Annotated in this window: 23 protein-coding genes and 1 riboswitch; of the genes, 15 read left to right on the top strand and 8 right to left on the bottom strand. The window is 63.3% G+C overall.

The annotated features are described in order from the left end of the window. Window positions 1–12: 12 nt before the first annotated feature. Together G9X68_RS26085 and G9X68_RS26080 are read right to left on the bottom strand one after the other, a co-directional pair. Complete coding sequence (locus tag G9X68_RS26085; RefSeq protein ID WP_171604840.1) at window positions 13–831, bottom strand: bifunctional allantoicase/(S)-ureidoglycine aminohydrolase; 819 nt, start codon at window positions 829–831, stop codon at window positions 13–15. Between the two features lie 114 nt (window positions 832–945). Beyond that, the gene (locus G9X68_RS26080) at window positions 946–1,599 is read right to left on the bottom strand and encodes a glutathione S-transferase (RefSeq protein ID WP_171604839.1); all 654 of its coding nucleotides are present in this window, start codon (window positions 1,597–1,599) and stop codon (window positions 946–948) included. A gap of 123 nt (window positions 1,600–1,722) precedes the next feature. Here G9X68_RS26080 and G9X68_RS26075 point away from each other — a divergent pair, with 123 nt between their 5' ends. Then, window positions 1,723–2,937 (top strand): polyhydroxyalkanoate depolymerase, encoded by a 1,215-nt coding sequence (locus G9X68_RS26075; RefSeq protein WP_171604838.1) that lies wholly within the window; start codon window positions 1,723–1,725, stop codon window positions 2,935–2,937. 30 nt (window positions 2,938–2,967) lie between these two features. Here G9X68_RS26075 and G9X68_RS26070 read toward each other — a convergent pair whose 3' ends face one another. The 6 genes from G9X68_RS26070 to G9X68_RS26045 form a co-directional block, all read right to left on the bottom strand. Continuing rightward, window positions 2,968–4,803 carry an ABC transporter ATP-binding protein gene (locus tag G9X68_RS26070; protein ID WP_171604837.1) on the bottom strand — a complete coding sequence of 612 codons (1,836 nt, stop codon included), beginning with the start codon at window positions 4,801–4,803 and terminating at the stop codon, window positions 2,968–2,970. 32 nt (window positions 4,804–4,835) lie between these two features. Then, complete coding sequence (locus G9X68_RS26065) at window positions 4,836–6,032, bottom strand: aminotransferase class V-fold PLP-dependent enzyme (RefSeq protein ID WP_171604836.1); 1,197 nt, start codon at window positions 6,030–6,032, stop codon at window positions 4,836–4,838. Between the two features lie 68 nt (window positions 6,033–6,100). Next, on the bottom strand, window positions 6,101–6,613 hold the full coding sequence (locus tag G9X68_RS26060; protein WP_168313080.1) for a RidA family protein: 513 nt from the start codon (window positions 6,611–6,613) through the stop codon (window positions 6,101–6,103). Window positions 6,614–6,663: 50 nt separating this feature from the next. Next, window positions 6,664–7,533 carry an ABC transporter permease gene (locus tag G9X68_RS26055; RefSeq protein ID WP_094088629.1) on the bottom strand — a complete coding sequence of 290 codons (870 nt, stop codon included), beginning with the start codon at window positions 7,531–7,533 and terminating at the stop codon, window positions 6,664–6,666. Then, the gene (locus G9X68_RS26050; RefSeq protein ID WP_003547937.1) at window positions 7,533–8,474 is read right to left on the bottom strand and encodes an ABC transporter permease; all 942 of its coding nucleotides are present in this window, start codon (window positions 8,472–8,474) and stop codon (window positions 7,533–7,535) included. The genes G9X68_RS26055 and G9X68_RS26050 overlap by 1 nt, the downstream gene beginning before the upstream one ends. A gap of 220 nt (window positions 8,475–8,694) precedes the next feature. Continuing rightward, window positions 8,695–10,221 (bottom strand): ABC transporter substrate-binding protein, encoded by a 1,527-nt coding sequence (locus G9X68_RS26045; protein ID WP_171604835.1) that lies wholly within the window; start codon window positions 10,219–10,221, stop codon window positions 8,695–8,697. 228 nt (window positions 10,222–10,449) lie between these two features. Here G9X68_RS26045 and G9X68_RS26040 point away from each other — a divergent pair, with 228 nt between their 5' ends. The 14 genes from G9X68_RS26040 (at window position 10,450) to G9X68_RS25975 (ending at window position 25,059) form a co-directional block, all read left to right on the top strand. Then, window positions 10,450–11,034, top strand: a complete 585-nt coding sequence (locus G9X68_RS26040) for a DUF1349 domain-containing protein (protein ID WP_168313076.1) — start codon at window positions 10,450–10,452, stop codon at window positions 11,032–11,034. Window positions 11,035–11,260: 226 nt separating this feature from the next. Then, window positions 11,261–12,394, top strand: coding sequence for a transporter substrate-binding protein (locus tag G9X68_RS26035; RefSeq protein ID WP_171604834.1), 1,134 nt, complete (start codon window positions 11,261–11,263; stop codon window positions 12,392–12,394). After that, window positions 12,391–12,972: an ANTAR domain-containing response regulator gene (locus G9X68_RS26030; RefSeq protein WP_168315105.1), complete on the top strand. Its 582-nt coding sequence runs from the start codon at window positions 12,391–12,393 to the stop codon at window positions 12,970–12,972. The genes G9X68_RS26035 and G9X68_RS26030 overlap by 4 nt, the downstream gene beginning before the upstream one ends. Then, window positions 12,972–13,820 (top strand): ABC transporter permease, encoded by an 849-nt coding sequence (locus G9X68_RS26025; RefSeq protein ID WP_168313073.1) that lies wholly within the window; start codon window positions 12,972–12,974, stop codon window positions 13,818–13,820. The genes G9X68_RS26030 and G9X68_RS26025 overlap by 1 nt, the downstream gene beginning before the upstream one ends. Continuing rightward, window positions 13,820–14,740 (top strand): ABC transporter permease, encoded by a 921-nt coding sequence (locus G9X68_RS26020; protein ID WP_024320038.1) that lies wholly within the window; start codon window positions 13,820–13,822, stop codon window positions 14,738–14,740. Before G9X68_RS26025 ends, G9X68_RS26020 begins: the two co-directional genes overlap by 1 nt. A gap of 25 nt (window positions 14,741–14,765) precedes the next feature. Then, complete coding sequence (locus G9X68_RS26015) at window positions 14,766–16,385, top strand: ABC transporter substrate-binding protein (RefSeq protein ID WP_171604833.1); 1,620 nt, start codon at window positions 14,766–14,768, stop codon at window positions 16,383–16,385. Between the two features lie 65 nt (window positions 16,386–16,450). Continuing rightward, entirely contained in the window at window positions 16,451–17,395 is a 945-nt protein-coding gene (locus tag G9X68_RS26010; protein ID WP_171604832.1) for an acetamidase/formamidase family protein, read from the top strand. Then, window positions 17,392–19,080 carry a dipeptide ABC transporter ATP-binding protein gene (locus G9X68_RS26005; protein ID WP_171604831.1) on the top strand — a complete coding sequence of 563 codons (1,689 nt, stop codon included), beginning with the start codon at window positions 17,392–17,394 and terminating at the stop codon, window positions 19,078–19,080. Before G9X68_RS26010 ends, G9X68_RS26005 begins: the two co-directional genes overlap by 4 nt. 159 nt (window positions 19,081–19,239) lie before the next feature. Continuing rightward, window positions 19,240–19,336, top strand: a riboswitch (TPP riboswitch). 50 nt (window positions 19,337–19,386) lie between these two features. Further along, a complete protein-coding gene (gene thiM, locus G9X68_RS26000) occupies window positions 19,387–20,190 on the top strand; it encodes a hydroxyethylthiazole kinase (protein WP_171604830.1) in 804 nt (267 codons plus the stop codon). Beyond that, on the top strand, window positions 20,187–20,822 hold the full coding sequence (thiE, locus tag G9X68_RS25995) for a thiamine phosphate synthase (protein WP_168312235.1): 636 nt from the start codon (window positions 20,187–20,189) through the stop codon (window positions 20,820–20,822). Before thiM ends, thiE begins: the two co-directional genes overlap by 4 nt. Further along, window positions 20,819–21,628, top strand: coding sequence for a bifunctional hydroxymethylpyrimidine kinase/phosphomethylpyrimidine kinase (gene thiD / locus G9X68_RS25990; protein ID WP_171604829.1), 810 nt, complete (start codon window positions 20,819–20,821; stop codon window positions 21,626–21,628). The genes thiE and thiD overlap by 4 nt, the downstream gene beginning before the upstream one ends. A 217-nt stretch (window positions 21,629–21,845) precedes the next feature. Then, window positions 21,846–22,325 carry a GNAT family N-acetyltransferase gene (locus G9X68_RS25985; RefSeq protein WP_171604828.1) on the top strand — a complete coding sequence of 160 codons (480 nt, stop codon included), beginning with the start codon at window positions 21,846–21,848 and terminating at the stop codon, window positions 22,323–22,325. Window positions 22,326–22,349: 24 nt separating this feature from the next. Beyond that, complete coding sequence (locus tag G9X68_RS25980) at window positions 22,350–23,372, top strand: glycoside hydrolase family 3 protein (RefSeq protein WP_168315096.1); 1,023 nt, start codon at window positions 22,350–22,352, stop codon at window positions 23,370–23,372. Between the two features lie 43 nt (window positions 23,373–23,415). Then, window positions 23,416–25,059: an ABC transporter substrate-binding protein gene (locus G9X68_RS25975; protein ID WP_171604827.1), complete on the top strand. Its 1,644-nt coding sequence runs from the start codon at window positions 23,416–23,418 to the stop codon at window positions 25,057–25,059. The last annotated feature ends 16 nt before the right edge of the window (window positions 25,060–25,075 follow it).

The raw sequence follows: 25,075 nt of genomic DNA, 5'->3' as shown, positions 1-25,075 counted from the left end.
GCGCTCTAGCTCCTACCAGAGCGTCATGTGACGGTTGACATCCTTGTAGAGCAGGTAGCGGAAACGGCCGGGGCCACCGGCGTAACATGCCTGCGGGCAGAAAGAGCGCAGCCACATGAAGTCGCCGGCCTCGACCTCGACCCAATCCTGGTTCAGCCGATAGACGGCCTTGCCTTCCAGCACATAGAGACCATGCTCCATGACATGGGTTTCCATGAAGGGGATCACGGCGCCCGGCTCCAAAGTCACGATATTCACGTGCATGTCGTATCGGACATCGGCCGGATCGATGAACCGGGTCGTCCCCCAGCGTCCATCGGTATCAGGCATCGCCGAGATGGGGTGCTGGTCCTCATGCGTGAAGATCGCCGGTGGTGGCTCCAGCCCCTCGACCTCCTGAAAGGCTTTTCGTATCCAGTGGAATTTTGCCGCCGTCGAACCGCCGTTTTTCAGGCCCCAGACCGAACCCGCCGGAATATAGGCGAACGAACCGGAGCGCAGCGCATGACTGACGCCATCGAGTTCCACCGTCACCTCGCCGTCGACGACAAACAGGACCGCTTCGGCCCGTTTATCGGGCTCCGGCCGATCGCTTCCACCGCCGGGCTCAACCTCCATCACATATTGCGAGAAGGTCTCGGAGAAACCGGAGAGCGGCCGGGAGAGAACCCATGCCCGTGTCCCCGTCCAATGCGGAAGGACGCTGGTGACGATGTCGGTCATGACGCTGCGCGGGATGACCGCGTAGGCCGTGGTGAAAACGGCTTTGCTGGAAAGCAGCTCGGTTTGCGGCGGCAATCCGCCGAGTTTCGAATAATAATCTCTGTTCATCGGTCCAGGCTTCGCGGCATTTGGTATGCATCTGCTTTATGCGCCGCTCATCGTCCAGGCAACTCTTAATTCGGACCGTGAAAATCGATAGGGAGCCGCCCGGCCGCGTTTCCGTCAGAACTCGACTTCCAGTTCGACGATCTCGTCCGGCTCGACCATCGCGCCTTCGGTCCATTCGCCCATCAGTGGCCAGGACAACACCGTCTCGACATAGGCTGCAAGCCGCGGTTCGAGCTCCACCGCATAGGTGCGGAAGCGGGTGCAGACCGGCGCGTACATCGCATCGGCTACGGTCGGTGTGGTGCCGAACAGCCAGGGCCCACCACTTGCCTCGAGGCATTCGGTCCAGATCGCCTTGACGCGCTCGACATCGGGCCGCGCGCCCGAGAATATCTTGAAGCTTGCATGCCGCGCCTTGAGGTTCATCGGCAGTGCCGAGCGCAGGTTATGGAAACCCGAATGCATCTCGCCCGAGACCGACCGGCAGCGGGCCCGCGCTGCGCGCTCGGAGGGCCAGAGCCCGGCGTCCGGCACCACCTCGTGGAGATATTCGGCAATCGCCAGCGTGTCCCACACCGTCACGTCGTCATGGGTCAGCCTCGGCACCAGAACCGACGGCGAGAGCAGCAGGAGTTCCTGGCGCGCCTCGTCATCCATCTCCACAAGCACCTCGGCGAAGTCCAGCCCCGCCATCCGGCACAGCAGCCAGCCGCGCAGAGACCATGAGGAGTAGTTCTTTGAGGAAATCGTCAGTGCAGCTTGCGACATCGGGCTCGTATCCTTGTCGGACAATGTTGCTTCTTCCTCGATAATCTTCTCGCATGGCAGGACATATTCAACTAGCTTTTTTTGCACCGCCGCATCGATGCGGCAGTGCGGGAGATTTCGGCCATGCTCTACCAGGCCTATCAGTTCCAGGATGACCTCATCGCGCCGCTCCGCGATCTGGCGCGGCGCCTGCAGATGTTTTCCGCGACAGCGTTCTGGAACCCCGGCGGCGAAATGGGACGGCAGTTCTCCGCCGCGATGGAGATGATTTCCCGCTTCGAGATTACTCACGAACGTCCGGATTTCGCCATCACCTCGGCCTTGATCGGCAACCGCATGGCGCCCGTCACCGTCGAGTCCGTGCTCGACCTGCCCTTCGGCACGCTGCTGCGCTTTGCAACGGACACCGATGCAAAGCGGCCGCGGGTGCTGGTCGTCGCACCGTTGTCCGGCCATTTCGCCACACTCCTGCGCGGCACGGTGCAGACCCTGCTGCGCGATCACGACGTCTATATTACCGACTGGGCGAACGCCCGCGACGTGCCGCTGTCGGCAGGGCGTTTCGGCATGGACGACTATGTCGATTATATCATGCATTTCCTGGAGGAGATCGGTCCGGGCGCTCATATCCTCGCCGTCTGCCAACCCTGCGTGCAGGCCCTGGCCGCCGTTGCCGTGATGTCGGAAGAGCGGCATCCCGCCACCCCGCGCACCATGACGCTGATGGCCGGGCCGATCGACCCGCGCGAAAGCCCGACGAAGGTCAACGAGCTTGCCGTGTCGAAATCGCTCGCCTGGTTCGAGAACTCGCTGATCACGGGCGTTCCCTGGCGTTATCGGGGCGCCGGGCGGCGGGTCTATCCCGGCTTCCTCCAGCTCGTCGCCTTCATGTCGATGAACATGCAGCGCCACCAGGACGCCCATCGCAGGCTCTACGATCATCTGGCGAAGGGCGAGACGGCCGAAGCCGGCAAGATCAAGACGTTCTACGACGAATATTTCGCCGTGCTCGACCTCACTGAAGAATTCTACATCGAAACCATCGAGCGCGTCTTCCAGAAGGCGGAACTCGCGACCGGCGACCTCACCCACCATGGCCGCAGGGTCGACCCGGGCCAGATCCGCAACACGGCGCTTTTGACCGTCGAGGGCGGCCGCGACGACATCTGCGCACTCGGCCAGACCTCGGCCGCGCACGATCTCTGTCGTGCGTTGCGCCCGCATCTGAAGCGCCATCATCTTCAGGCCAATGTCGGACATTACGGCGTCTTCAGCGGCCGCCGCTGGGAGGGGGAAATCTACCCCGTCGTGCGCAACATGATCCTGGCGATGGAATAGTGCCGGCCAATCCGAAACGCGATGGCAGGTCTACCGATCGGCCATCACCAGGTGGCCCGGCCCGACTTCGCGATAAGACGTGCCTGCAGGCTGATAGTCGACCGGGCGCATCGGGCTCTTGATCTCGTCATTCGCCACCATCCGCTTTTCATGGCGGCGGTCGGGATCCGGCACGGGCACTGCCGCGATGAGTTTCTTCGTATAGGGATGCTGCGGATTTTCGAAGACAGCGGATCGCGGGCCGATCTCGACGATCTCGCCGAGATACATCACCGCCACGCGATGGCTGACGCGTTCGACCACCGCCATGTCGTGCGAGATGAACAGGAAAGCGAGGTTGAGGCTCTGCTGCAGATCCAACATCAGGTTGATGACCTGCGCCTTGATCGAAACGTCAAGCGCCGAGACGCTTTCATCGGCGACGATGACCTTCGGCTGCAATGCAAGCGCGCGGGCGATGCAGATGCGCTGGCGCTGGCCGCCGGAAAATTCATGCGGATAGCGCGCGGCCATCTCCGGTAACAGGCCGACCTTCACCAAAAGATCGGCGACGATGTCCTTCGCCTGTTTCGCATTGCCCATTCTGTGTTCGAGATAGGGTTCGGCGATCGCGGCACCAACCGTCATGCGCGGGTTGAGGCTGGCAAAGGGATCCTGGAAGATCATCTGCACGGATTTGCGCATCTCGCGCAGATCCTTCCTGTCGAGGCCGAGCACCTCCCTGCCCTCGACGAGAACGGAACCGGCCTGCGGCTCGATGAGCCGCATGATGGCGCGGCCGGTCGTCGATTTGCCGCAGCCGGATTCGCCGACGAGCGACAGCGTCTCGCCGGCGTGAAGATCGAAAGTGACGTTTTCGACGGCGTGCACCCGGCTGGTCAGCCGGCCAAACAAGCCGGAATGAATGTCGAAGCGCTTGGTGAGGTTCTTCACCTGCAAGACCGGCGTCGTTGCAACCGTATCGGCGACCTCGGCGGGAATGTCCGATTCCCCCGTTGCGGTATTGACCACGGGGAAGCGCAGCGGCCGGGGCCTTCCCTGCATCGAGCCGAGCACCGGCACGGCTGAAAGCAGCGCTCTCGTATAGGGATGTTTACCGCGGTGGAAGATATCGGCGGTGGCGCCGCTTTCCACCTGTTCGCCGCGATACATCACCACCGTCCGGTCGGCGATCTCGGCAACGACACCCATGTCATGGGTGATGAAGAGAACGGAGGTCCCCTCCTCGTCCTGCAGCATCTTGATGAGATCGAGGATCTGGCCCTGGATGGTGACGTCGAGCGCAGTCGTCGGCTCGTCGGCGATCAAGAGTTTCGGTCGGCTGGCGAGCGCCATGGCGATCATTACCCGCTGGCGCATGCCGCCGGAAAAACGATGCGGATATTCGCCGAAGCGCGAGGCGGGCGAGGGGATGCGGACCTTTTCCAGCAGCCGGATCGTCTCGGCTTTGGCATCGGCCCTGCTCATATCGGAATGGCAGAGCAGCGCCTCGGAAATCTGGTCGCCGATGGTGAAGAGCGGATTGAGCGATGTCATCGGCTCCTGGAAGATCATCGCCACCTCGTTGCCGCGCACCTGCCGCATGGCATTTTCCGGCAATGCCAGAAGGTCGCGTCCGCCGAGCATGACGCGGCCCTCGACACGGCTCGTATCCGCCTGCAGCAGCCGCATGATCGAGAGTGAGGTGACGCTCTTGCCCGAGCCGGATTCGCCGACGATCGCCACCGTTTCCGCCGGAGCGACGGTGAAGGAGACGTCGCGCACGACCTGTTTCCAGACGCCGTCCACCAGGAAGGAGGTCGTCAGCCTGTCGACGGAAAGAACGTCAATCGTCGTCTGGATCGGTTGCGTTTGGGCGCTGGCCATGGTGGTTCCTCTTGCGACGGGGAAGCGGCGGTTCAATCCGGCCAGCGAAGTGCACCGTCGAAGCGGTGCCTGCTGCGGTTCTCGATCGGCGTTGCGATGATCTCGTTGGAGGCGCGCGCCTTGTCGAGTTCCTGCGCCAGGCGCTCCGCCACGATCGTCTCCTCGCCCGGGTGCAGATTGCACGGGTCGAGATAGAAATAGCGGTGCTCCACCTCGTGATCGCGCACGATGATCGGCGGGCTGCCCTTGGCAAGCGCATCGGCCAGATCCCAGGCGGTGATATGCGCCTGCTCGGGATCGACGATCAGGCGCAGCCGATCGAGGGGATTGTTGGTCGGATCGGGCTCGATCAACGCAGTGAGGCCAGGGCGGCCGTCGAGCGTGCGCTTCCACAGGTTGAGATAGCCGGTCTCGCGTTCCCGGATGCCGGCATGGTCGCGGTTTTCCCAGGCTTCGAGTGCTGCCATGACGCCGAAGATGCTCTCCTTGCCGACCTTCATGCCGCGGCCGATGCCCATATTCTGCAGAAAGGCATGGCGCACCAGCTCCTTGCTGCCGGCAACGATGCCCGAGGTCGGGCCGCCGAGGAACTTGTGGCCGGAGTAAAGGGCGATATCGGCCCCCTGCTCCAGGAAAATCCTAAGATCATATTCCGAGGCCGCATCGACGATGACGGGCACGCCCTTGGCATGAGCGATCTCGACGAATTCCTTCAGGTTCAGCAGGCCGTAATCGACGACATGGTGGGAGACGACATAGACGGCGGCGGCGGTCTTGTCGGTGATGGCGTTTTCCATGTGGAAGCGATGCGTCGAGGTCGCCTGCCCGACAAGCACGACCTTGCCGCCGGCAAGCCGGATCGCCTGGTCGACCGGGGCGCCGTAACTGACGACATGGCCCATCTGCACCAGCACTTCGTTCTTCTCGGGCACCACATCCGGCAGTTTCTCGATCGCCAGCAGGTTATTGCCGGTGATTGCGCCGGCAACGGCCAGCGAAATGCCGGCCGAGCAGGAGGCGGTGACGAAGCCCGCCTCGCCACCGGTCAGCCGGGCGATGACGACGCTGGCCTTACGCTGCAGGTCGTTGATCTCGACGAAGTGCGGCAGGATCGATGCCATCGCGCTGATCGCTTCGGGAACGACGATCGAGGCGCCGAGGCTGGTCATCGTGCCCGATACGTTGATGACAGGGCGAAGGCCAAGCGACGGACGGATATCAGTGGACATGGAGGTCTCCAGGAGTCTGGGTCGAAAAACGAAACATGGCGCGGTCGATCAAATGTGTCGAGCTCCCGTCAGCCATGCAAGGCGACGATCGCCTCGATCTCGACGGTAATGTTGCCGGGCAGCGAGCCGAAGCCGACGGCCGAGCGGGCATGTTCGCCGGCCGGCCCGAAGACTGCGATCAGCAGATCCGAGCAGCCGTTGATGACGCTCGGATGATCCTCGAAATCAGGCACGGCATTGACCATGCCGAGCAGCTTGACCACTCGCTTGACGCGGGAGAGATCGCCGAGCGCATCCTGCATGACGGCAAGCAGGTTTATGCCGGTCAGCCGCGCGTGGCCGTAGGCCTCGTCGACACTGACCCCACCGCCGACCTTGCCGGCATGCATGAAGCCGTCAGCCTCGCGCGGCCCCTGGCCGGAGAGATAGAGCATGTTGCCTTCGATCACATGCGTGACGAAATTGGCGATCGGCGGCGGCGGCGGCGGTAGCGCAATGCCGAGGGCGGCAAGCCGTTCGTAAGGCGAGTTCTCGACCTTGCCGGCGGCGGTGGGAAACTGATTCACGCAAACTCCTGTCATGCAATTTTCGATTTGGCGAATTTCGATTGGGCCGATGCTTGGTCGGCGGATTAAAGATCCTTGCGCAGTCTTGGATCGAGCATGTCCCTGAGCCCATCGCCGACCATCTGCAGCGACAGCACGGAGAGGATGATGGCGACACCCGGAAACAGCGTCATCCAGTCGGCCTGGCCGATATACTGCCGGCCGGCGGCGATCATCGTCCCCCAGGTCGGGATTTCGGGGCTGACGCCGAGGCCGAGGAAAGACAGGCCGGCTTCGGCAAGCATCGCGCTCGCAAAGAGGAAGGTGGCTTGCACCAGGATCGGCGACAGCAGATTGCGCAGCACATGCCGTGTCATGATGTGGAAGGTTGAAATGCCGAGCGCCCTCGCCGCCTCGACATAGGGGAGTTCACGAATGACCAGCGTCGAAGCGCGAACGATGCGGGCAAGGCGCGGCGCATAGACGATCGACAATGCGATGATGACCGTCGTCAACGACGGGCCGAGGGCGGCAACGAGCGCGATCGCCAACAGAATATCCGGAAACGCCATCATCGCGTCGATCAGCCGGGCGATTGGCGTATCGAGCTTCTGGAAGAAGCCGGCAAGCAGGCCGAGCGTCACGCCGATTATGGCCGAGAGCGTCACGACCGCAACACCGACGAGCAGCGACAGGCGGCCGGCGAAGATGGTCCGCGAGAAGACGTCGCGGCCGAACTCGTCGGTGCCGAAGAAAAAGGTGCCGCTCGGCGGCTTCAGCCGGTTGACGATGGAAAGCTTCGACGGCGAATAGGGCGCGACAACAGGCGCGAAGACCGCCAGAAGCACGAAGATCGTCAGGATCAGCAGACCCAAGGCGACCGTCTTGCGCTTCAGCAGGCGCTTGACGAATTTGCTGCCTTCGCCTTCGACTGATTTGATTGCGATATCTGCCATCAGTAGCGCACCCTCGGATCGATCAGCAGATAGAGCATGTCGATCGCAAAATTGATCAGCACGTAGAGGGCGGCGATGACGAGCAGCGCGCCCTGGATGACCGGATAGTCGCGGCGCAGGACCGCCGAGACGACGAGATTGCCGACACCCGGCAGGCCGAAGACCGTCTCGGTGACGACGGCGCCTGAAATCAGCACCGCTGCCGTCAGGCCGATCACCGTCAGGATCGGGATCAGCGCATTCTTCAGCGCGTGCTTGAGGATCACCCGTCGCTCGATCAGCCCCTTGGCGCGGGCCGTGCGGATGTAGTCGTCGCCAAGCACATCGAGCATCGACGCGCGGGTGAAACGCAGGATCAGCGCCGAGGAGACAATGCCGAGCGCAAATGCGGGCAGCGTCAGATGATACATCCGCTCGAAGAAGGTCGAGCCCGGACCGCCATAACCCGAGACCGGGAAGAGGTTGAGCCTGACGGCGAAGAACTGCATCAGGATCAGGCCGAGCCAGAAGCTCGGAATGCTGGCGGCAAACATGGCGAGCGTCGTTGCCGCCTGGTCGATGAAGGAGCCGCGCCGATAGGCGGCATAGATGCCGATCGGCAGGGCGATGATGCTGGCAATGGCGAGCGAAAACAAAGTCAGGAAGAAGGTCGGCTCGGCCCGGTCGAGCAAGGCCGAGGTGACTGGCATGTTGAGGAAGATCGACTGACCGAGATCACCTCTCAGCATCTGGCCGATATAATAGACATATTGCAGGCCGAGCGACTGATCGAGGCCAAGCCGGGCCCTGAGGTCGGCAATATCCTGCGGCGTCGCATCCGGCCCGAGCATGACGGCGGCCGGATCTCCCGGCGTCACGCGCACGATGACGAAGACGATCGTGACGACGAGAAACATCACGACGATCATGCCGAACAGGCGCTGGAGGATGTAGCGTATCATCCGAACGTCGCTCCTACGCTTGGTCGATGTAGCATTGTCGCGGCCGTCCAACCTCCTCATTCCTGTGCTCGTCACAGGAATCCAGTGCGCCCAAGTCTTTGGGCGCGGGAGACTCCTCGCCTGTCGTAAATGGGTCATTCCCGGCGCAGACGCGCCGTGGCTGGATTCCTGTGACGAGCACAGGAATGAGGGAGAGAGGGGCGGCCACGAAATCACTCCATTACTTCTTGATCGAAGCATTCCAGAAATACGGCCACGGAGCCGGATCGACGCCTTCAAGCTTGGCCGACACTGCCGAAACGGCGTTGAAGTCGCCGATCTTCATGAAGGGGGCGTCGGCATAGATCGCCTTCTGGACATCGGCCCAGAGCGCCACGCGCTTCTTCGGATCGACTTCCGAGGTGAAGGCATCGACGGCGGCCTTGCGGGCCGGCGTATCCCACCAGCCGGGCGAGCTGGTCGAAAGCGAGCCGATCAGCGCCGGCTCCGGCAGGAAGGGGCTATGGGTGATGTAGATATCCCAGAGCTTCGGATCGGTGCGGCGCTGCGTCAGCGTCGCCCAGTCCACAACCTGCATATCGACGGTGAAGCCGGCAAGCTTCAGATATTCGGCGGCGACCTGCGCCATCTTGTAGTGGAACTCATACTGGCGGCTGGTCAGGATACGGATCGGCTCACCATTGTAGCCGGCCTTCTTGGCGGCGGCGGCCGCCCCTTCCGGATCGGCGACGTTATAGGCGCCCTCGACGCCGGCATCCGTCGACCAGGCAAAGGTCTTTGGATAGATGGCGCCGTCGAGCGCGTAGAAATCCGTGCTGCCGAAGGCCGCGGCCAGCATGTCTTCCATGCTGAGCGCCTGACGGATCGCCTTGCGGACCTCGACATTCCCGGCAATACCTTCCTTCGTATTGAAGACGAAGACGGGATAGCCGAAGGGCTTCAGGATGATCGGCTGCGAGGCGGTGGAGGCCTTCAGCTTGTCGTAGGATTCGACCGGGATCGAGTCGACGTAGTCGTACTGGCCGGAAACGGCTGCCTCGACGCGGGTGTTCGGATCCGGCACCGGCACGAAGCGGATCTCATCGAGATACTGGCGGCGGGCGCCGCCATAACCATTGCTGTCGCCTTCGCGTGACTTGTAGCCGTCGAAGCGGACGAGCTGGATATACTGGTCGGCCTTGCGCTCCTTCAGCATATAGGGACCGGTGCCGATGAAGTCCTTCATCGGTTCGTCCTGCTTTTCGGACGGGATGATGATCGCGGCCGAATTGTTGAAGGCGAGCAGCGAGGTCAGCGGCGCATAGGGCTGCTTCAGCGTGATCGTCACGGTTGCCGGATCGGCGGCGGTGACCTTGTCGATGAAGCCGGCCACCTGCTTGCCGCGCGAGGCGATCTTCATCCAGCGGCCAAGCGAAGCGACGACATCTTCCGAGGTCATGTCGGTATTGTCGTGGAACTTGATGCCGGTCCTGAGCTTGATCGTATAGGTTTTGCCGTCGGCGCTGATCTCAGGCAGGCTTTCGGCGAGAAGCGGCGTGACGTTCCAGCTCTTGTCGAAGGTGTAGAGCGTTTCGAAAATGTGCTGCGTGACGATGCCGACGAGATCGGCCGTCGACGACATCGGATCGAGCGTCGGCGGCTCGCCGATCGTCGCGACATTGATGACGCCGCCCTTTTCCTGGGCAAGGAGCGTCGAAGGCAGGGCGACGAGCGCGGTGCCGAGAAGGAATGCGACCAGTGTTTTCATATGAGGGCTCCCGTTTAGTTCCACAATTATGTAATTCATCTTTTTGTAACAGAATAGGAGATGGATCGATCCTGTCAAGCACGAGCGACGGATTATGCTTGGGGGCGGATACCGGGACGCCGCAAAAACCCACAATCTTCGGCTGCGCCCGCCTGCACCACGGCCGCGCATTATGCCAAGATGAGGCGATCACCCTGCGGTCAGGCTTTAGCGGAACGGGAGAACAGCATGAGCATCGATTTCAACGAAGGAAAATGGCTGAACGAGCCGGCACACTGGCAGGCGACCGAAGCCGCCCTCACCCTGACCACCGATGAGAAAACCGATTTCTGGCGGGAGACCCATTACGGCTTCACCCGCGACAGCGGCCATTTCCTGGGCTTTCCCACAGCCGACAGTTTTACAGCGCAGATCCGCGTTCAGGGCGCATTCCGCACGCTCTATGACCAGGCTGGCCTGATGGTGCGCATCGACGAGAAATGCTGGGTGAAAACAGGCGTCGAGTTCACCGACGGCGAAGCCTTCCTCAGCACCGTCGTCACCGACGGCAAGTCCGACTGGTCCGTGGCACAGCCCTTCAAGGAATTGGAGGATTTCCGCATCCGCGTCACCGTTGCAAACGGAGCGATGCGCATCCAGGCTTCGCGTGATGGCAGCTTCTGGCCGCTGCTGCGGCTCGCCCCCTTCCCGGCAGCAGCACACTACGAGGTCGGACCCACGGCCTGCACGCCGGAGCGCAGCGGCCTGACGGTCCGCTTTTCCGAATTCTCGATCGGCCCGGCGATCACCAAGGATCTGCATGATTTGAGCTAGAAGAGCGACCTTTCGCGCCTCTACCGCAAGAACAAGATCAAATGACTGCGAGTGCAGCGCAGCACACTTGACAAAGACAAGCTGCCTGTATTTTACTCAAGCCTGCGGAATAGGCAGAAGGCCAGCCCGCATTGACATGACTCCGATAGTCTCTGGGCAGTTTCGCCCCATGACGCCTCATCGCTCGATGGGACCAGCGTCGTGGGGTTTTTGATGTGGTCACTTCATGAATGACGCGCTGAAAATCGGCATCCTCTTTTCGACCACCGGACCCTACGGCTCGATGGGCCGCGACGCGCGCGACGGTGCCGATTTCGCGATGGCCGAATATGCCGGCGTCGAAGGGCTGGCGATCGAGCCCGTCTTCTTCGACCCGCATGCCGATCTTGCCGCCTATCTCGACGGCGCGCGCCATCTTCTGCGCGCCAACTGCCGCCATATCGTCGGCACGATCACGTCTGCGGCGCGCAAGGAAGTCATCCCGCTGGTCGAGAAACATGATGGCCTGCTCTGGTACATGTGCCCCTATGAAGGTTTCGAGGCCAACGAGAATGTCATCTATGTCGGCGGCTGCCCGAACCAGCATCTGCTGCCGCTTTTCGAGCACCTGATCCCGCGTTACGGCGCAAGGCCCTATCTCGTCGGCGCCAACTACGTCTGGGGTTGGGAGATGAACCGGCTGGCCCGCGAGCTCATTACCAATGCCGGTGGCGAGGTGCTGGGCGAACGCTATCTTCCGCTCGAGGAGACCGCCGTCGAACGCATCGTCGCCGAGATCGCGCAGCGCCGCCCGAGCTTCATCCTCAACAATCTGATCGGTCCCTCGAGCTACGCCTTCCTGGAGGCGATCAAGGCCCTCGGCGATCGCGACCCTGCCTTTCGCGCGGAAAACTGCCCGGTGGTCAGCTGCGACCTGATGGAATGCGAACTCGACGATATCGCCGCAGGTGCTGCCGCCGGCCAGCTTTGCGCCGCCTCCTATTTCGACAGTATCGCGACCTCCGAAAATGCCGCCTTCAAGGCACGTGTCACCGAGCGTCACGGCGCCGAGCGGCGTGTCTCCAGCGTCTTTGCCAGCGCCTATACGGCCGTCCGGCTCTGCGTCGACGCGATCCTCGCTGCCGGCGGTGACGATCCCGACGCCGTCCGGCGCGAGCTCCACAATCGGTCCTGGCCGACCTTGTTCGGCGCGTTGGCGATCGACCGGGAGACCAATCATGCCGCCCTGCCCTTCCATCTCGGCCGGATCAACGCCGACAACGGCTTCGATGTCGTCGCCTCGCGGCCGCCGCTCGCTGCCGACCCCTATCTGACCGGCCGCAACCGGCAGGCCTTTCCGCGGCTGAGGGTGGTGTCATGAGAGAGACACCCAATTTCACCGGCTGGCAGGCGACGGTCCTGCATCGCGAGGACGGCAACACCGAAAGGCTGATCCGTCAGCTTCGCCTGCTCGGCATCCACGCAACGCTGCAATGGGCGCCGCTTTCGGCCGCGGTGCTGCCTGATCTCGTCATCGTCGATGCCGACCAGGGCTGGGACGATCTGCTGCCCTGGAACGGCGAAACGCCGGCCTGCCCCGTTGTCGCCTTGCTTGGTTCGGAAGCGCCCGGCCGCATCGCCTGGGCGCTCGGACAGGGCGCCGGCGCGATCATCGCCAAGCCGATCGCCACCTCGGCCGTCTATCCGGCGCTTGTCATGGCCGTCTCCATTCATCGGGAGCGCAAGACAACTGCGGAAAAGCTGCAATATCTCGAAGAGCGCGTCCGGCTGCGGCCGCTCGTTCACGCCGCCGTCGAAAAGCTTCAGGCCGCACACGGCATCGACGAGGAGAGCGCTTACGCAATCCTGCGCAATTGCGCCATGCGCCGCCGCCTGCCGATGGAGCAGATATCAGCCTTCATCCTGGCGGGCGCGGAACCCCTGCCGGAGGCGGGCTGATGCATGTGCTGAAACAGATGATCCGCCAGCCGACGGCCCTTTTCGGCCTGATCGTCGTCACCCTCGTCATCGGTCTCGCCATCGCAGCGCCGTGGATCGCGCCGTTCAGCCCCGACGAGCAGATGTTTGACGGCCTGTCGCTCGAAGGCGCGCCGCTGCCGCCGGGCGGTCCCTATCTGCTGGGTACCGACACGCTCGGCCGCGACCTGTTCTCGCGCCTGCTCTTCGGTGCCCGCACCTCGCTGATCATCGGCCTTGTCGCCAACGGCATCGCGGTGACGATCGGCCTCATCGTCGGCATCGTTGCCGGCTATCTCCGCGGACTGGCGGGCAACATCCTGATGCGCTTCACCGATCTGATGATGGCCTTTCCGGCGCTGCTGCTCGCCATCGTGCTCGCCGCATTGCTGAAGCCGAGCCTTTGGATCGTCGCCATGGTGATCGCGCTCGTCAACTGGGTGCAGGTCGCCCGCATCGTCTATACCGAGACTCGCGGCCTGGTGGAGCGCGATTTCATCATGGCCGAACGGTCGCTGGGCGCCGGCCATATGCGCGTGCTCTTCATGCATATCCTGCCGCATCTCGTGCCGACGGCAATCGTCTGGGGAACGCTCGGCATCGCCACCACCGTGCTGCTCGAGGCCACACTCTCCTTCCTCGGTGTCGGCGTCCAGCCGCCGCAGCCCTCCTGGGGCAACATCATCTTCGAGAGCCAAAGCTATTTCCAGGCCGCCCCCTGGCTGGTCTTCATTCCGGGCGCGATCATCCTTCTGACGGCGCTTTCCTTCAATCTGGTTGGCGATGCGCTGCGCGACATTCTCGACCCGACCCAGCGCGGGAGGGGCTGATGGCGTCGCTCATGCTCCGCAGGCTGGCGCAGGCGGCCCTCATCCTGCTCGGCGTCGCGGCGATCACCTTCGTGCTGCTCTACGCCCTTCCGGCTGATCCGGCCCGCATGATCGCCGGCCGCAGCGCTACGGCCCAGACAGTCGCCAACATCCGCCATGAGCTCGGCCTCGACCAGCCGCTGCTGGTCCAGTTCGGCACCTATCTCGGCAATCTGCTGCACGGCAATCTCGGCCGCTCCTATGCGCAGAAAACCGACGTCTGGACGCTGATTGCCGCCCGCCTGCCGGCGACGCTGACGCTGATGCTTGCCGGCATCTTCGTCGAGGTGGTGCTCGGCCTGACGCTCGGCACCATCGCCGCCGTGCGCCGCGGCGGCTTCGTCGACCGGCTGGTGATGATGGCCTCCTTTGTCGGCACCTCCGCACCGCAATTCCTCGTCGCCCTGCTGCTGCTCTACCTGCTGGCGGCAACGCTCGGCTGGTTTCCGATGAGCGGCTACGGCAGCTTCTCGCATCTCGTCCTGCCTGCCGTAACGCTCGGCATCTGCGGCGCCGGCTGGTACGCCCGCATGGTGCGCTCGTCGATGATCGACGTGCTGAACCAGGATTATGTCCGCACGGCGCGCGCCAAGGGCCTTTCCTCGAAACGCGTCATCCTGCGCCATGCGCTGCCCAATGCCGTACTGCCCATCATCGCGATGATCGGCATCGATATCGGCCAGTTCATGGGCGGCGTGGTCGTCGTCGAAGCGGTCTACGGCTGGCCCGGCATCGGCCAGCTCGCCTGGCAGGCGATCCAGCAGGTCGACATCCCGATCATCATGGGCGTCACCCTGACCTCGGCGCTCGCCATCATCATCGGCAACCTGCTTGCCGACCTCGTCGCGCCGGTCATCGACCCGCGCATCCGCACACGCTGACAGCAACCAAAGAAGGGGAACCAAGATGTTCAAACGCTGGCTGCAACAGACGACCATGGCAACGATGGTGGCGCTCGCCCCATTGTCCGTCATGGCGCAGGAAACGCCCAAGCAGGGTGGCGATATCGTCGTCACCTACAAGGACGACATCACCACGCTCGACCCGGCAATCGGCTACGACTGGGTCAACTGGTCGATGATCAAGAGCCTTTATTCCCGCCTGATGGACTATGCGCCCGGCACGCCGAACCCAGTTCCCTCGCTTGCCGAAAGCTTCACCGTTTCGCCCGACGGCTTGACTTACACCTTCAAGCTGCACAAGGGCGTGAAGTTCTCGAACGGTCGCGAGGTCGTCGCCTCCGATGTGAAGTATTCGATCGAACGCGCCGTCGACCCGAAGACGCAGGGACCCGGCGCCGGCTTCTTCGGCGCCATCAAGGGCTTCGAGGATGAAACCGGCGGCAAGACGACGACGCTCTCCGGCATCGAGACGCCTGACGATAGCACCGTCATCTTCAACCTCTCGCGTCCCGACGCCACTTTCCTGCACGTTCTCGCCATCAACTTCGCCTCGGTCGTGCCGAAGGAAGCCGTCGAGGCGGCCGCCGGCGACTTCGGCAAGAAACCGGTCGGCTCCGGTACCTTCATCCTGAAGGATTGGACGATCGGTCAGCAGCTCGTTTTCGAGCGCAACAAGGATTATTTCGTCAAGGGCGTTCCCTATATCGACAGCTTCAAGGTCGAGGTCGGCCAGGAGCCGCTGGTGGCGCTCTTGCGCCTGCAGAAAGGCGAGGTCGATATTGCCGGCGACGGCATTCCGCCGGCGAAATTCCTCGAAATCAAGAATTCGGCCGACGGCGCGCAGATGATCGTCGACGGCGAGCAGTTGCACACCGGCTACATCACGCTGAACACCAAGGTGAAGCCCTTCGATAACGTCAAGGTTCGCCAGGCGCTGAACATGGCGATCAACAAGGAGCGCATCACCCGCATCCTCAACGGCCGCGCAACGCCTGCCAACCAGCCGCTGCCGCCGCTGATGCCGGGCTACGACAAGGCCTTCACCGGCTATGCCTATGATGTGGCGAAAGCCAAGGCGCTGCTTGCCGAAGCCGGCTATCCCGACGGCTTCGAGACCGTGCTCTACTCCACCAACACCGACCCGCAGCCGCGTATCGCCCAGGCGATCCAGCAGGATCTGGCCGCTGTCGGCGTCAAGGCCGAAGTCCGGGCGCTGGCCCAGGCAAACGTCATCTCGGCCGGCGGCACGGAAGGCGAAGCGCCGATGATCTGGTCGGGCGGCATGGCCTGGATCGCCGACTTCCCGGATCCATCCAACTTCTACGGCCCGATCCTCGGTTGCGCCGGCGCGGTTCCGGGCGGCTGGAACTGGTCGTGGTACTGCAATGCCGATCTCGACAAACGCGCCGTTGCCGCCGACTCCATGTCCGATCCGGCAAAGGCAGCCGAACGCACCGCCGCCTGGGGCAAGATCTTCACCGACATCATGGCCGATGCGCCATGGATCCCTGTCATCAACGAACGCCGCGTCGTCGCCAAATCGCTGCGCATGGGCGGTGCTGACAACATCTACATCGATCCGACCCGCGTCATCAATTACGACGCGATCTACGTGAAGCAGTAAGCCCTAAGAAACAAAGCCTTCCCGGCCCCGCCGGGAAGGCGTTATAAAATCGAGGGAGATACGACATGTGCATCGCCTGCACCCACACCATTCACCGCGCCCAGCATAATTTCGGCTGGAACAAGGATTTCGTCCCCGCCGTCGTCGCCAAGCCCGGCGAGACGATCCACTTCGAGTGCATGGATTCATCAGGTGGCCAGCTCGGAAGCGACGCGACGCTGGAAACGCTGAACGCGCTCGATTTCGGCAAGATCAACCCGGTCTCCGGCCCGGTCTATATCGAAGGCGCCAAGCCTGGCGATGCGCTGAAGGTGACGCTGCGCAAGTTCATTCCCTCTGGCGTCGGCTGGACGGCCAATATTCCAGGCTTCGGCCTGCTTGCCGACCAGTTCAAGGTTCCGGCGCTGCACGTCTGGTCCTATGACGCGACCAGCATGGTACCCGCCCTTTACGGCCCGGGCGGCCGCGTGCCGCTGAAGCCCTTCGCCGGCACGATCGGTGTCGCACCAGCCGAGCCCGGCACCCACTCCGTCGTTCCCCCACGCCGCGTCGGCGGCAACATGGACATCCGCGACCTAACGGCCGGCGTGACGCTCTACCTGCCCGTCGAGGTCGACGGCGCGCTGTTTTCGATCGGCGATACCCATGCCGCCCAGGGTGATGGCGAAGTCTGCGGCACGGCGATCGAAAGCCAGATGAACGTCGAAGCGACGATCGAGCTCGTCAAGGACGCCAAGCTGCAGACGCCGCGCTTCACCACGACCGAACCGGTAACCCGCCATCTCGACGGCGCCGGCTACGAGGTGACGACAGGCATTGGCCCTGATCTGATGACCGGCGCGCGCGAAAGCGTTATGCGCATGATCGATCTTCTCGGCGCCGAACATGGCATGAGCGCCATCGATGCCTATTTGCTCTGCTCGGTCTGCGGCGATCTCCGCATCAGCGAGATCGTCGACCAGCCGAACTGGGTGGTTTCCTTCTACTTCCCGAGGATCGTGTTCGCGTGAACGAAGCCATGCCCGCCGCAGCACCGGTGCTCAGCCTTCGCAATCTGAGCGTCGATGCCCGCACGCCCGAAGGCCGCAAGCCGGTGCTCCAGGATGTCAGCTTCGAGCTTGCAAGCGGCGAAACGCTCTGCATTGCCGGCGAATCCGGCTCCGGCAAGTCGGTCACCTCGCTGTCGATCATGGGGCTCTTGCCGAAAGCCTCGCTGCGGGTCGCCTCCGGCAGCATCATGCTCGGCGAGCGCGACCTGCTCAAGCTTCCCGACCGGGCCATGCGCAGCGTGCGCGGCGGCGATATCGCCATGGTATTCCAGGAGCCGATGACCTCGCTGAACCCGGTCATGTCGGTCGGCAACCAGCTGACCGAGGCAATCCGCGCGCACCAGGGCAGCGACAATGCCGAGGCGGTGGCCCTGAAGATGCTCGATGCCGTGCAGATCACCGAGCCGGCCCGGCGGCTGAAGCAATATCCGCACGAGCTTTCCGGCGGCATGCGCCAGCGCGTGATGATCGCCATGGCGCTCTCCTGCCGGCCGAAGGTGCTGATTGCCGACGAGCCGACGACAGCGCTCGACGTCACCGTACAGGCGCAGATCCTCAGGCTGATGCGCGAGTTGAAGCGCGAATTCGGCGCCTCGATCATCCTCATCACCCACGACATGGGCGTCGTCGCCGAAATGGCCGATCGCGTCGTCATCATGCAGAATGGCAGGATCGTCGAGCAAGGAACGGCGCTTGCCGTCTTCCAGAGGCCGAAGGAGGCCTATACCCAGCAATTGCTGGCCGCCGTCCCGCGGCTCGGCGCGCTTGCCGGCACCGACCGTCCGCCGCGCATCACCCAGCGCGCCGTCGAGACACTCCATCCGGACCGCACGCCGGTCCTGAACGTGCGCGACCTCACAGTCACCTACGGCAATGCCGCAAGCCGGTTTTTCAAGGGCAAGCCGCCGGTTGCGGCCGTCGATGGCGTTTCCTTCGATATCCTGCCGGGTGAAACGCTCGGTCTCGTCGGCGAAAGCGGCTCCGGCAAATCGACGACGGGCAAGGCCACCCTCGGTCTCATCCCCTTCAAGGGCAACGTCCTGATCGACGGCCGCAATATCGCCGGCCTCAGCCAGCGCGAGATGCGGCCCGTGCGCCGCTCGGCGCAGATGATCTTCCAGGATCCCTATGCCTCGCTCGACCCGCGCATGGCCGTCGGCAAGGCGATCGGCGAACCGATGATCATCCACGGCATCGGCAACCACAGCGAACGGCAGGACCGCGTCGCCGAACTGCTGCGCCGGGTCGGCCTGACGCCTGATGCGGCGACGCGCTATCCCCACGAATTTTCAGGCGGCCAGCGCCAGCGCATCTGCATCGCCCGGGCGCTCGCGCTGGAGCCGAAGCTGATCGTCGCCGACGAAAGCGTCGCAGCGCTTGACGTCTCCGTCCGCGCCCGGGTGCTCGACCTGCTGCTCGAACTGCAGGAAACGATGGGGCTCGCCTATCTCTTCATCTCCCACGACATGGCGGTGGTCGAGCGCATGTCGCACAACGTCGCCGTCATGCGCGCCGGCCGCATCATCGAAACCGGCACACGGCGGGATATCTTCGAGAATCCAAGGGATGACTACACCCGCGCACTGATCGCCGCGGTTCCAATCCCCGATCCGGAGGTCTACCGTGGCAGGGAAGCGCATGCGTGACTGAAGGACTGAGACATGACTAAAATGTCGCGAAGGAGGATGTCGGCGGCGGCTGGCCAGATCGTCGGCTGATCGCCTTTCTCAAATCGTCGACAATCGTTGCGCCGCGTCGATCATTTTCGGGATGACATCACCTCCGTTCTCTGCGAAAAGAATCGCGATGAGAGACAGGGGCGTTCGTCGACAGACGGGCTGAGAAGCACCCTTCGAACCTGAACCGGATAATGCCGGCGGAGGGAGTCGCTCGGGGCCGCGGCACTGCCCGCACGAACCGCCCCGTGCCCGCCCCCGCCTGAAAGGGGCCATATGCAGACCAGGACCACACCAGGAGCTATGCTGAAGGCGATGCGCGAGAAGCCGCCGCTCGTTCAGTGCATCACCAATTACGTCGCCATGAACATCGCCGCAAATGTGCTGCTTGCCGCCGGCGCCTCCCCCGCCATGGTGCATGCCGCTGAAGAAGCCGGCGAATTCGCCGGGATCGCCAGTGCTGTGACAATCAATATCGGCACGCTGTCGACGCAATGGATCGACGGCATGCAGGCGTCTGCGAAGGCGGCGACATCAGCCGGCAAGCCCTGGGTGCTCGATCCGGTCGCGCATTATGCGACGGCCTTCCGCCGCAATGCGGTCGCCGAACTGCTGGCCCTCAAGCCCACGATCATCCGCGGCAACGCCTCCGAGATCATCGCACTTGCCGGCGGAGAGAGCCGCGGCCAGGGCGTCGACAGCCGCGATCCGGTCGAGCAGGCGGAGGGTTCGGCGCGATGGCTGGCTGAGCGGCAGCGGGCGGTGGTTGCCGTTACCGGCGCGTTGGATTTCGTCACCGACGGCGAGCGGGCCGTGCGCATCGAAGGCGGATCGGCCTTGATGCCTCAGGTCACCGCACTCGGTTGCTCGCTGACCTGCCTCGTCGGCGCCTTTGCCGCGACGGCGCCTGAGGATATCTTCGGCGCGACGGTCGCAGCACTTGCAACCTTCGCCATCGCCGGCGAGGAGGCAGCACTTGGGGCGGCTGGCCCCGGCTCCTTCTCCTGGCGCTTCCTCGATGCGCTGGCCGCGCTCGACGCCGAAACGCTTGACGCCAGGGCAAGGATATCGGCCGCATGAAGGCTTTCGACCTTTCACTCTATCTCGTCCTCGACCCCGATCTCTGTGCCGGGATCGGCATGGTCGAAACCGCGCGCCTTGCCGTTGCCGGCGGTGCGACCATGGTGCAGTTGCGCGACAAACACGCCGGCACCATCAAGATGGTCGAGACCGGCCGCGCCTTGAAACAGGCGCTGAATGGGACCGGCGCCCTCCTCATCGTCAACGATGACGTCGAGGCGGCAATCGCCATCGGCGCGGACGGCCTGCATATCGGCCAGGAAGACATGGATGCGATGAGAGCGCGCGCGATGGTCGGCCCCGAGATGATCCTCGGCCTTTCGGTCGAGAGCGAGGCGCTTGCTAATGCGGTCGATCCTGATCTCGTCGATTACACCGGCGTCGGGCCGGTGTTTGCGACACCGACCAAGGCCGATCACAAGCAGCCGATCGGCTTTGACGGACTTGCAAGGCTGGTAAAGGCCTCGCCAGTGCCATCAGTCGCGATCGGCGGGCTCAAGGCGGATCATGTCGCCCAAGTGTTCGCCGCGGGCGCCCGGGGGCTTGCCGTCGTCTCAGCCATCTGCGGCACGCCCGATCCGGAAGCCGCTACGCGCCGCATCGCTGCAGAAATTCGAAAGGTCCGCGCATGATCCGCAATGTTCTCTCGATCGCCGGCTCCGATCCCTCCGGCGGCGCCGGCATCCAGGCCGATCTCAAGGCCTTTTCCGCCCGCGGCGTCTACGGCATGGCGGTGCTGACCGCGCTGACGGCGCAGAACACGCAAGGCGTCAGCGGCGTGCATCTGGTGCCGCCGCAATTCGTCGCCGATCAGATCAATGCCGTCTTTGCCGACGTGCGCGTCGATGCCGTCAAGATCGGCATGATCGCCAATGCCGGCATCGCCGACGCCGTTGTCGGTGCGCTGACTGACCACCGCGACATTCCGATCGTTATCGACCCGGTCATGATCGCCAAGGGTGGAGCCGCTCTACTGGCGCCTGAAGCGGTCGACGTGCTGACCCGCCGGCTGCTGCCGCTTGCCACACTGCTGACCCCGAACCTGCCCGAAGCCGCCGCCCTGCTGCACCAGCCGGTGGCGACAAACCGCGCTGAGATGGCGGAACAGGCCGAGCGCCTGCGGGCGCTTGGCCCGGCCGCGGTGCTGGTCAAGGGCGGCCATCTCGACAGCGACGAGAGCCCTGACGTGCTTGCCACGGGGGCCGGCCTGCACTGGTTTGAAGCCAAGCGCGTGCCGACCAAGAACACCCACGGCACCGGCTGCACGCTCTCCAGCGCGCTGACGGCCGAGCTCGCCAAGGGCGCTTCGGCGCAGGAGGCCGTCGCCATCGCCAAGGATTATCTCGCCGGCGCGGTCGCGGCTGCCGGACAACTCACCGTCGGCTCCGGCCATGGCCCGGTGCAGCATTTTCATGCGCTCTGGAAAGACGGCGAATAGGCGTCCGCTCAGCCAATATTCCGCCAATCGACAACGGCCCGGCCTTCCCGGGCCGTTTTGCGTTCGGCACCTACTTTGCGTTGAAACCCTGGGGACAGCGGCGAGTCGACCCTTTGCCCTTTGAAAAACCCTGTTGACAAGCCCGGCCAGATGGCCAAGTCTATGACACTAAAAGGGGATATGTTCCGCAATACCGGAATAGCTGGAGGAGTGACAGGTGCCAGACCTGCTTGTGAGCCTATATTCCACTGAGCTCGCCGACCTGAAACGCAAAGCCGATGATGTCGGCGTCTCCATCCGTCCGGCCCTCCCCCCGGAACTGCATCTTATCGTCGGCTGGGTTCGCGAACAGTTCAGCGAGAACTGGGCGAGCGAAGTCGCGGTCGCCTTCTCCCGCCAGCCCGTTGCCTGCCTGATCGCCGTTGAAGCAGGCAAGCTGCTCGGCTTTGCCTGCTATGACACGACGGCGCGGGGCTTCTTCGGCCCGACCGGCGTCGATCCCGACGCCCGCGGCAAGGGCATCGGACTCGCCCTCTTTTCCGCCTGCCTTCAGGCCATGAAAACGCTCGGCCACGCCTATGCCTTCATCGGCGATGCCGGGCCGGTCGATTTCTACTCCAAGACTGCAGGCGCAACCATCATCCCCGCCCTCGATAAGGGCATCTACGAAGGCATGCTGAGAAGCGCGCCGAAATGACCATCTGATACCGGAGCACCAGAATTGTCCTCGACCCCGCTCGCCCTTTTCGTCGGCCTTCCGAATCCCACTATTTCGGATGATGAATTCGCCCTCTTTCGCGAAACCAATCCGCTCGGCCTGTTCGTCGGCCGACGCAATCAGCGCGAGCCGGAGCAGACGAAGCGGCTGATCGAGCGTTTCCGCGAAGCCGTCGGTCGCGACGACGCGCCTGTCTTCACCGACCAGGAAGGCGGCCGCGTTCAGCATCTCGATGCCGGCCCCTGGCCGCTCTTCCGCAGCTTCGGCCAGTTTGCCGAACTTGCACGCCGCGATTTCGATCTCGGCAAAAAAGCACTGCGCCTTTCCTCCCAGGCCATGGGCGCGATGATGGCGGAACTCGGCCTTTCCAGCGGATGCTCGCCCGTTCTCGACCTCGTCTTCGAGACGACGAGTGCGGTCATCGGCGCCCGCTCCTTCGGCCCTGATCCCGATTTCATCGCTGCCCTCGGCCGCGAGGTCGTCGATGGCCTGCTCGAGACCGGCAATATGCCTGTCATCAAGCATATTCCCGGCCATGGCCGTGCGACGCTCGACTCCCACAAGGAACGTCCGGTGGTCAATGCCAGCCGCGAGACGCTTACCGCCACCGATTTCAAGCCCTTCGTGGCGCTGAAGGATACGCCATGGGCGATGGTCGCCCATGTCGTCTATTCGGCCTATGACGCGGAGCTGCCGGCGTCGGTCTCGCCGATCATGCACGACGTGATCCGCAACGATATGGGCTATGACGGCGTGCTGATTTCCGACTGCATCTTCATGGAATCGCTCTCCGGCACCCTGCCGGAGCGCGTCAAGCAGGTGCTCGACGCAGGCTTTGACATCGCGCTCCACAGCCACGGCGACATCCCGGAAAGCGAAGCCGCCGCCAAGGCCGCCCGCCCGCTGACGGACGCCGCCCTGCAGCGGATCGTCGCCGGCAAGGCGCGCCTCGGCAATCTCAAGATCGATGTCCGCGCCGCCCACGCAGAAGTCGAAAACATGTTTGCAAGCGCGCTGGTCTCCTGACCGGCGCGCCAACTCTCACCGCATAAGAAAAGGGGAATAGAACATGAAAAAATATCTTCTTGCCGCCGCGCTGACGCTGCTTTCGGGATCGGCCATGGCGCAGACGGTCCTCACAGTGAATATCGAACCGGCGACGACCTGGGTTCGCAACTTCAACCCGTTCAACCAGACCTCGGCGCGCCAGTCGACGCTCGATTTCATCTACGAGCCGCTGGTCGTCTTCAACCGCTTCGACAGCAACAAGCCGGTCTATCGCCTGGCCGAAAGCTTCAAGCTCTCTGATGATCTGAAGAGCATCGAATTCAAGCTGCGCTCAGACCTGAAATGGTCTGACGGCAAGCCGCTGACGGCGGCCGACGTCAAGTTCACCTATGATTACCTGAAGAAATTCCCGGCGCTCGACTTCGTCAGCATCTGGACCTTCGTCACCGACGTGCAGGCCGTCGACGGTCAGACGGTGCGCTTCACGCTCGCCAATCCGAGCTCGCTTGCCGCCGAGCAGATCTCACAGTTGCCGATCGTTCCGGAACATGTCTGGAAGGACATCTCCGACCCGGTCACCTTCGCCAACGAAACCCCGGTCGGCAGTGGCCCGCTGACGGAAGTGCCGCGCTTCACCGGCCAGACCTATGACCAGTGCCGCAACCCGCACTATTGGGACAATGCCCATCTGAAAGTCGATTGCATGCGCTTCCCGCAGCTTGCCGACAACAACCAGATCCTGACGGCAACGGCCGACGGCACGCTCGACTGGGGCGTCTCCTTCATTCCCGACATCGACAATGTCTATGTTTCCAAGGATCCGGCGCACTTCCATTACTGGTATTCGCCGAGCAGCATGGTCGCCTTTCTGTTCAACTTGGAAACGGCGAACGAGAACAACAAGAAGGCCTTCAACGACCTGAAATTCCGCCGTGCCGTCGGCATGGCGCTCGACCGCAAGACGATGATCGACGTCGCCGGCTACGGCTATCCGACGCTGAACGAAGACCCCGGCCTGATGGGCGAGCTCTACAAGAGCTGGGCGGACCCATCCGTCAAGGCCGACTTCGGCAAGTTCGCAACCTATGATGCCGATGCCGCCAAGGCCCTGCTCGACGAGGCGGGCTACAAGGACCAGGACGGCGACGGCTTCCGCGACAATCCCGACGGCAGCAAGATCTCCTTCTCCATCATTGTCCCGAACTCCTGGACGGACTGGGTCGACACAGTCAACATCGCCGTGGAAGGCATGCAGGCCGTCGGCATCGACGCCAAGATCGAAACGCCGGAGGAAGCGGTCTGGACCGGCAACCTCATCAACGGCACCTTCGATGCGGCGATCAACAGCCTGCCGGCATCGGCTTCGCCCTATTACCCCTATAAGCGCGCCTTCAGCGCCTCGGACAAGGGCAAGACCCGCTTCACCGCGCAGCGCTGGTTCAATCCGGAGGTCGAAAAACTCGTCGCCGAGTTCACTCATACCGCCGACCTTGCCAAGCAGAAGGACGCGATGAACAAGGCGCAGCGCATCGTCGCCGAAAACATGCCGATGATTCCGGTGTTCAACAATCCGAACTGGTATCAATACAACACCAAGCGCTTCACCGGCTGGTCGACCAAGGAAAATCCCTTCGTCAATCCGTCGATCTCGCGGACCAATCCGGCACGCCTGCTGAACCTGCTTGCTCTCGAGCCGGTCAAGTAAGCATCGCAATCCTCGG

The sequence above is a fragment of the Rhizobium changzhiense genome (assembly GCF_013087625.1).
In the GTDB taxonomy this organism is placed as follows: Bacteria; Pseudomonadota; Alphaproteobacteria; order Rhizobiales; family Rhizobiaceae; genus Rhizobium; species Rhizobium sophorae.
Note: the sequence above shows the minus strand (reverse complement) of the source record. Positions and strands in the feature narration are given on the sequence as shown.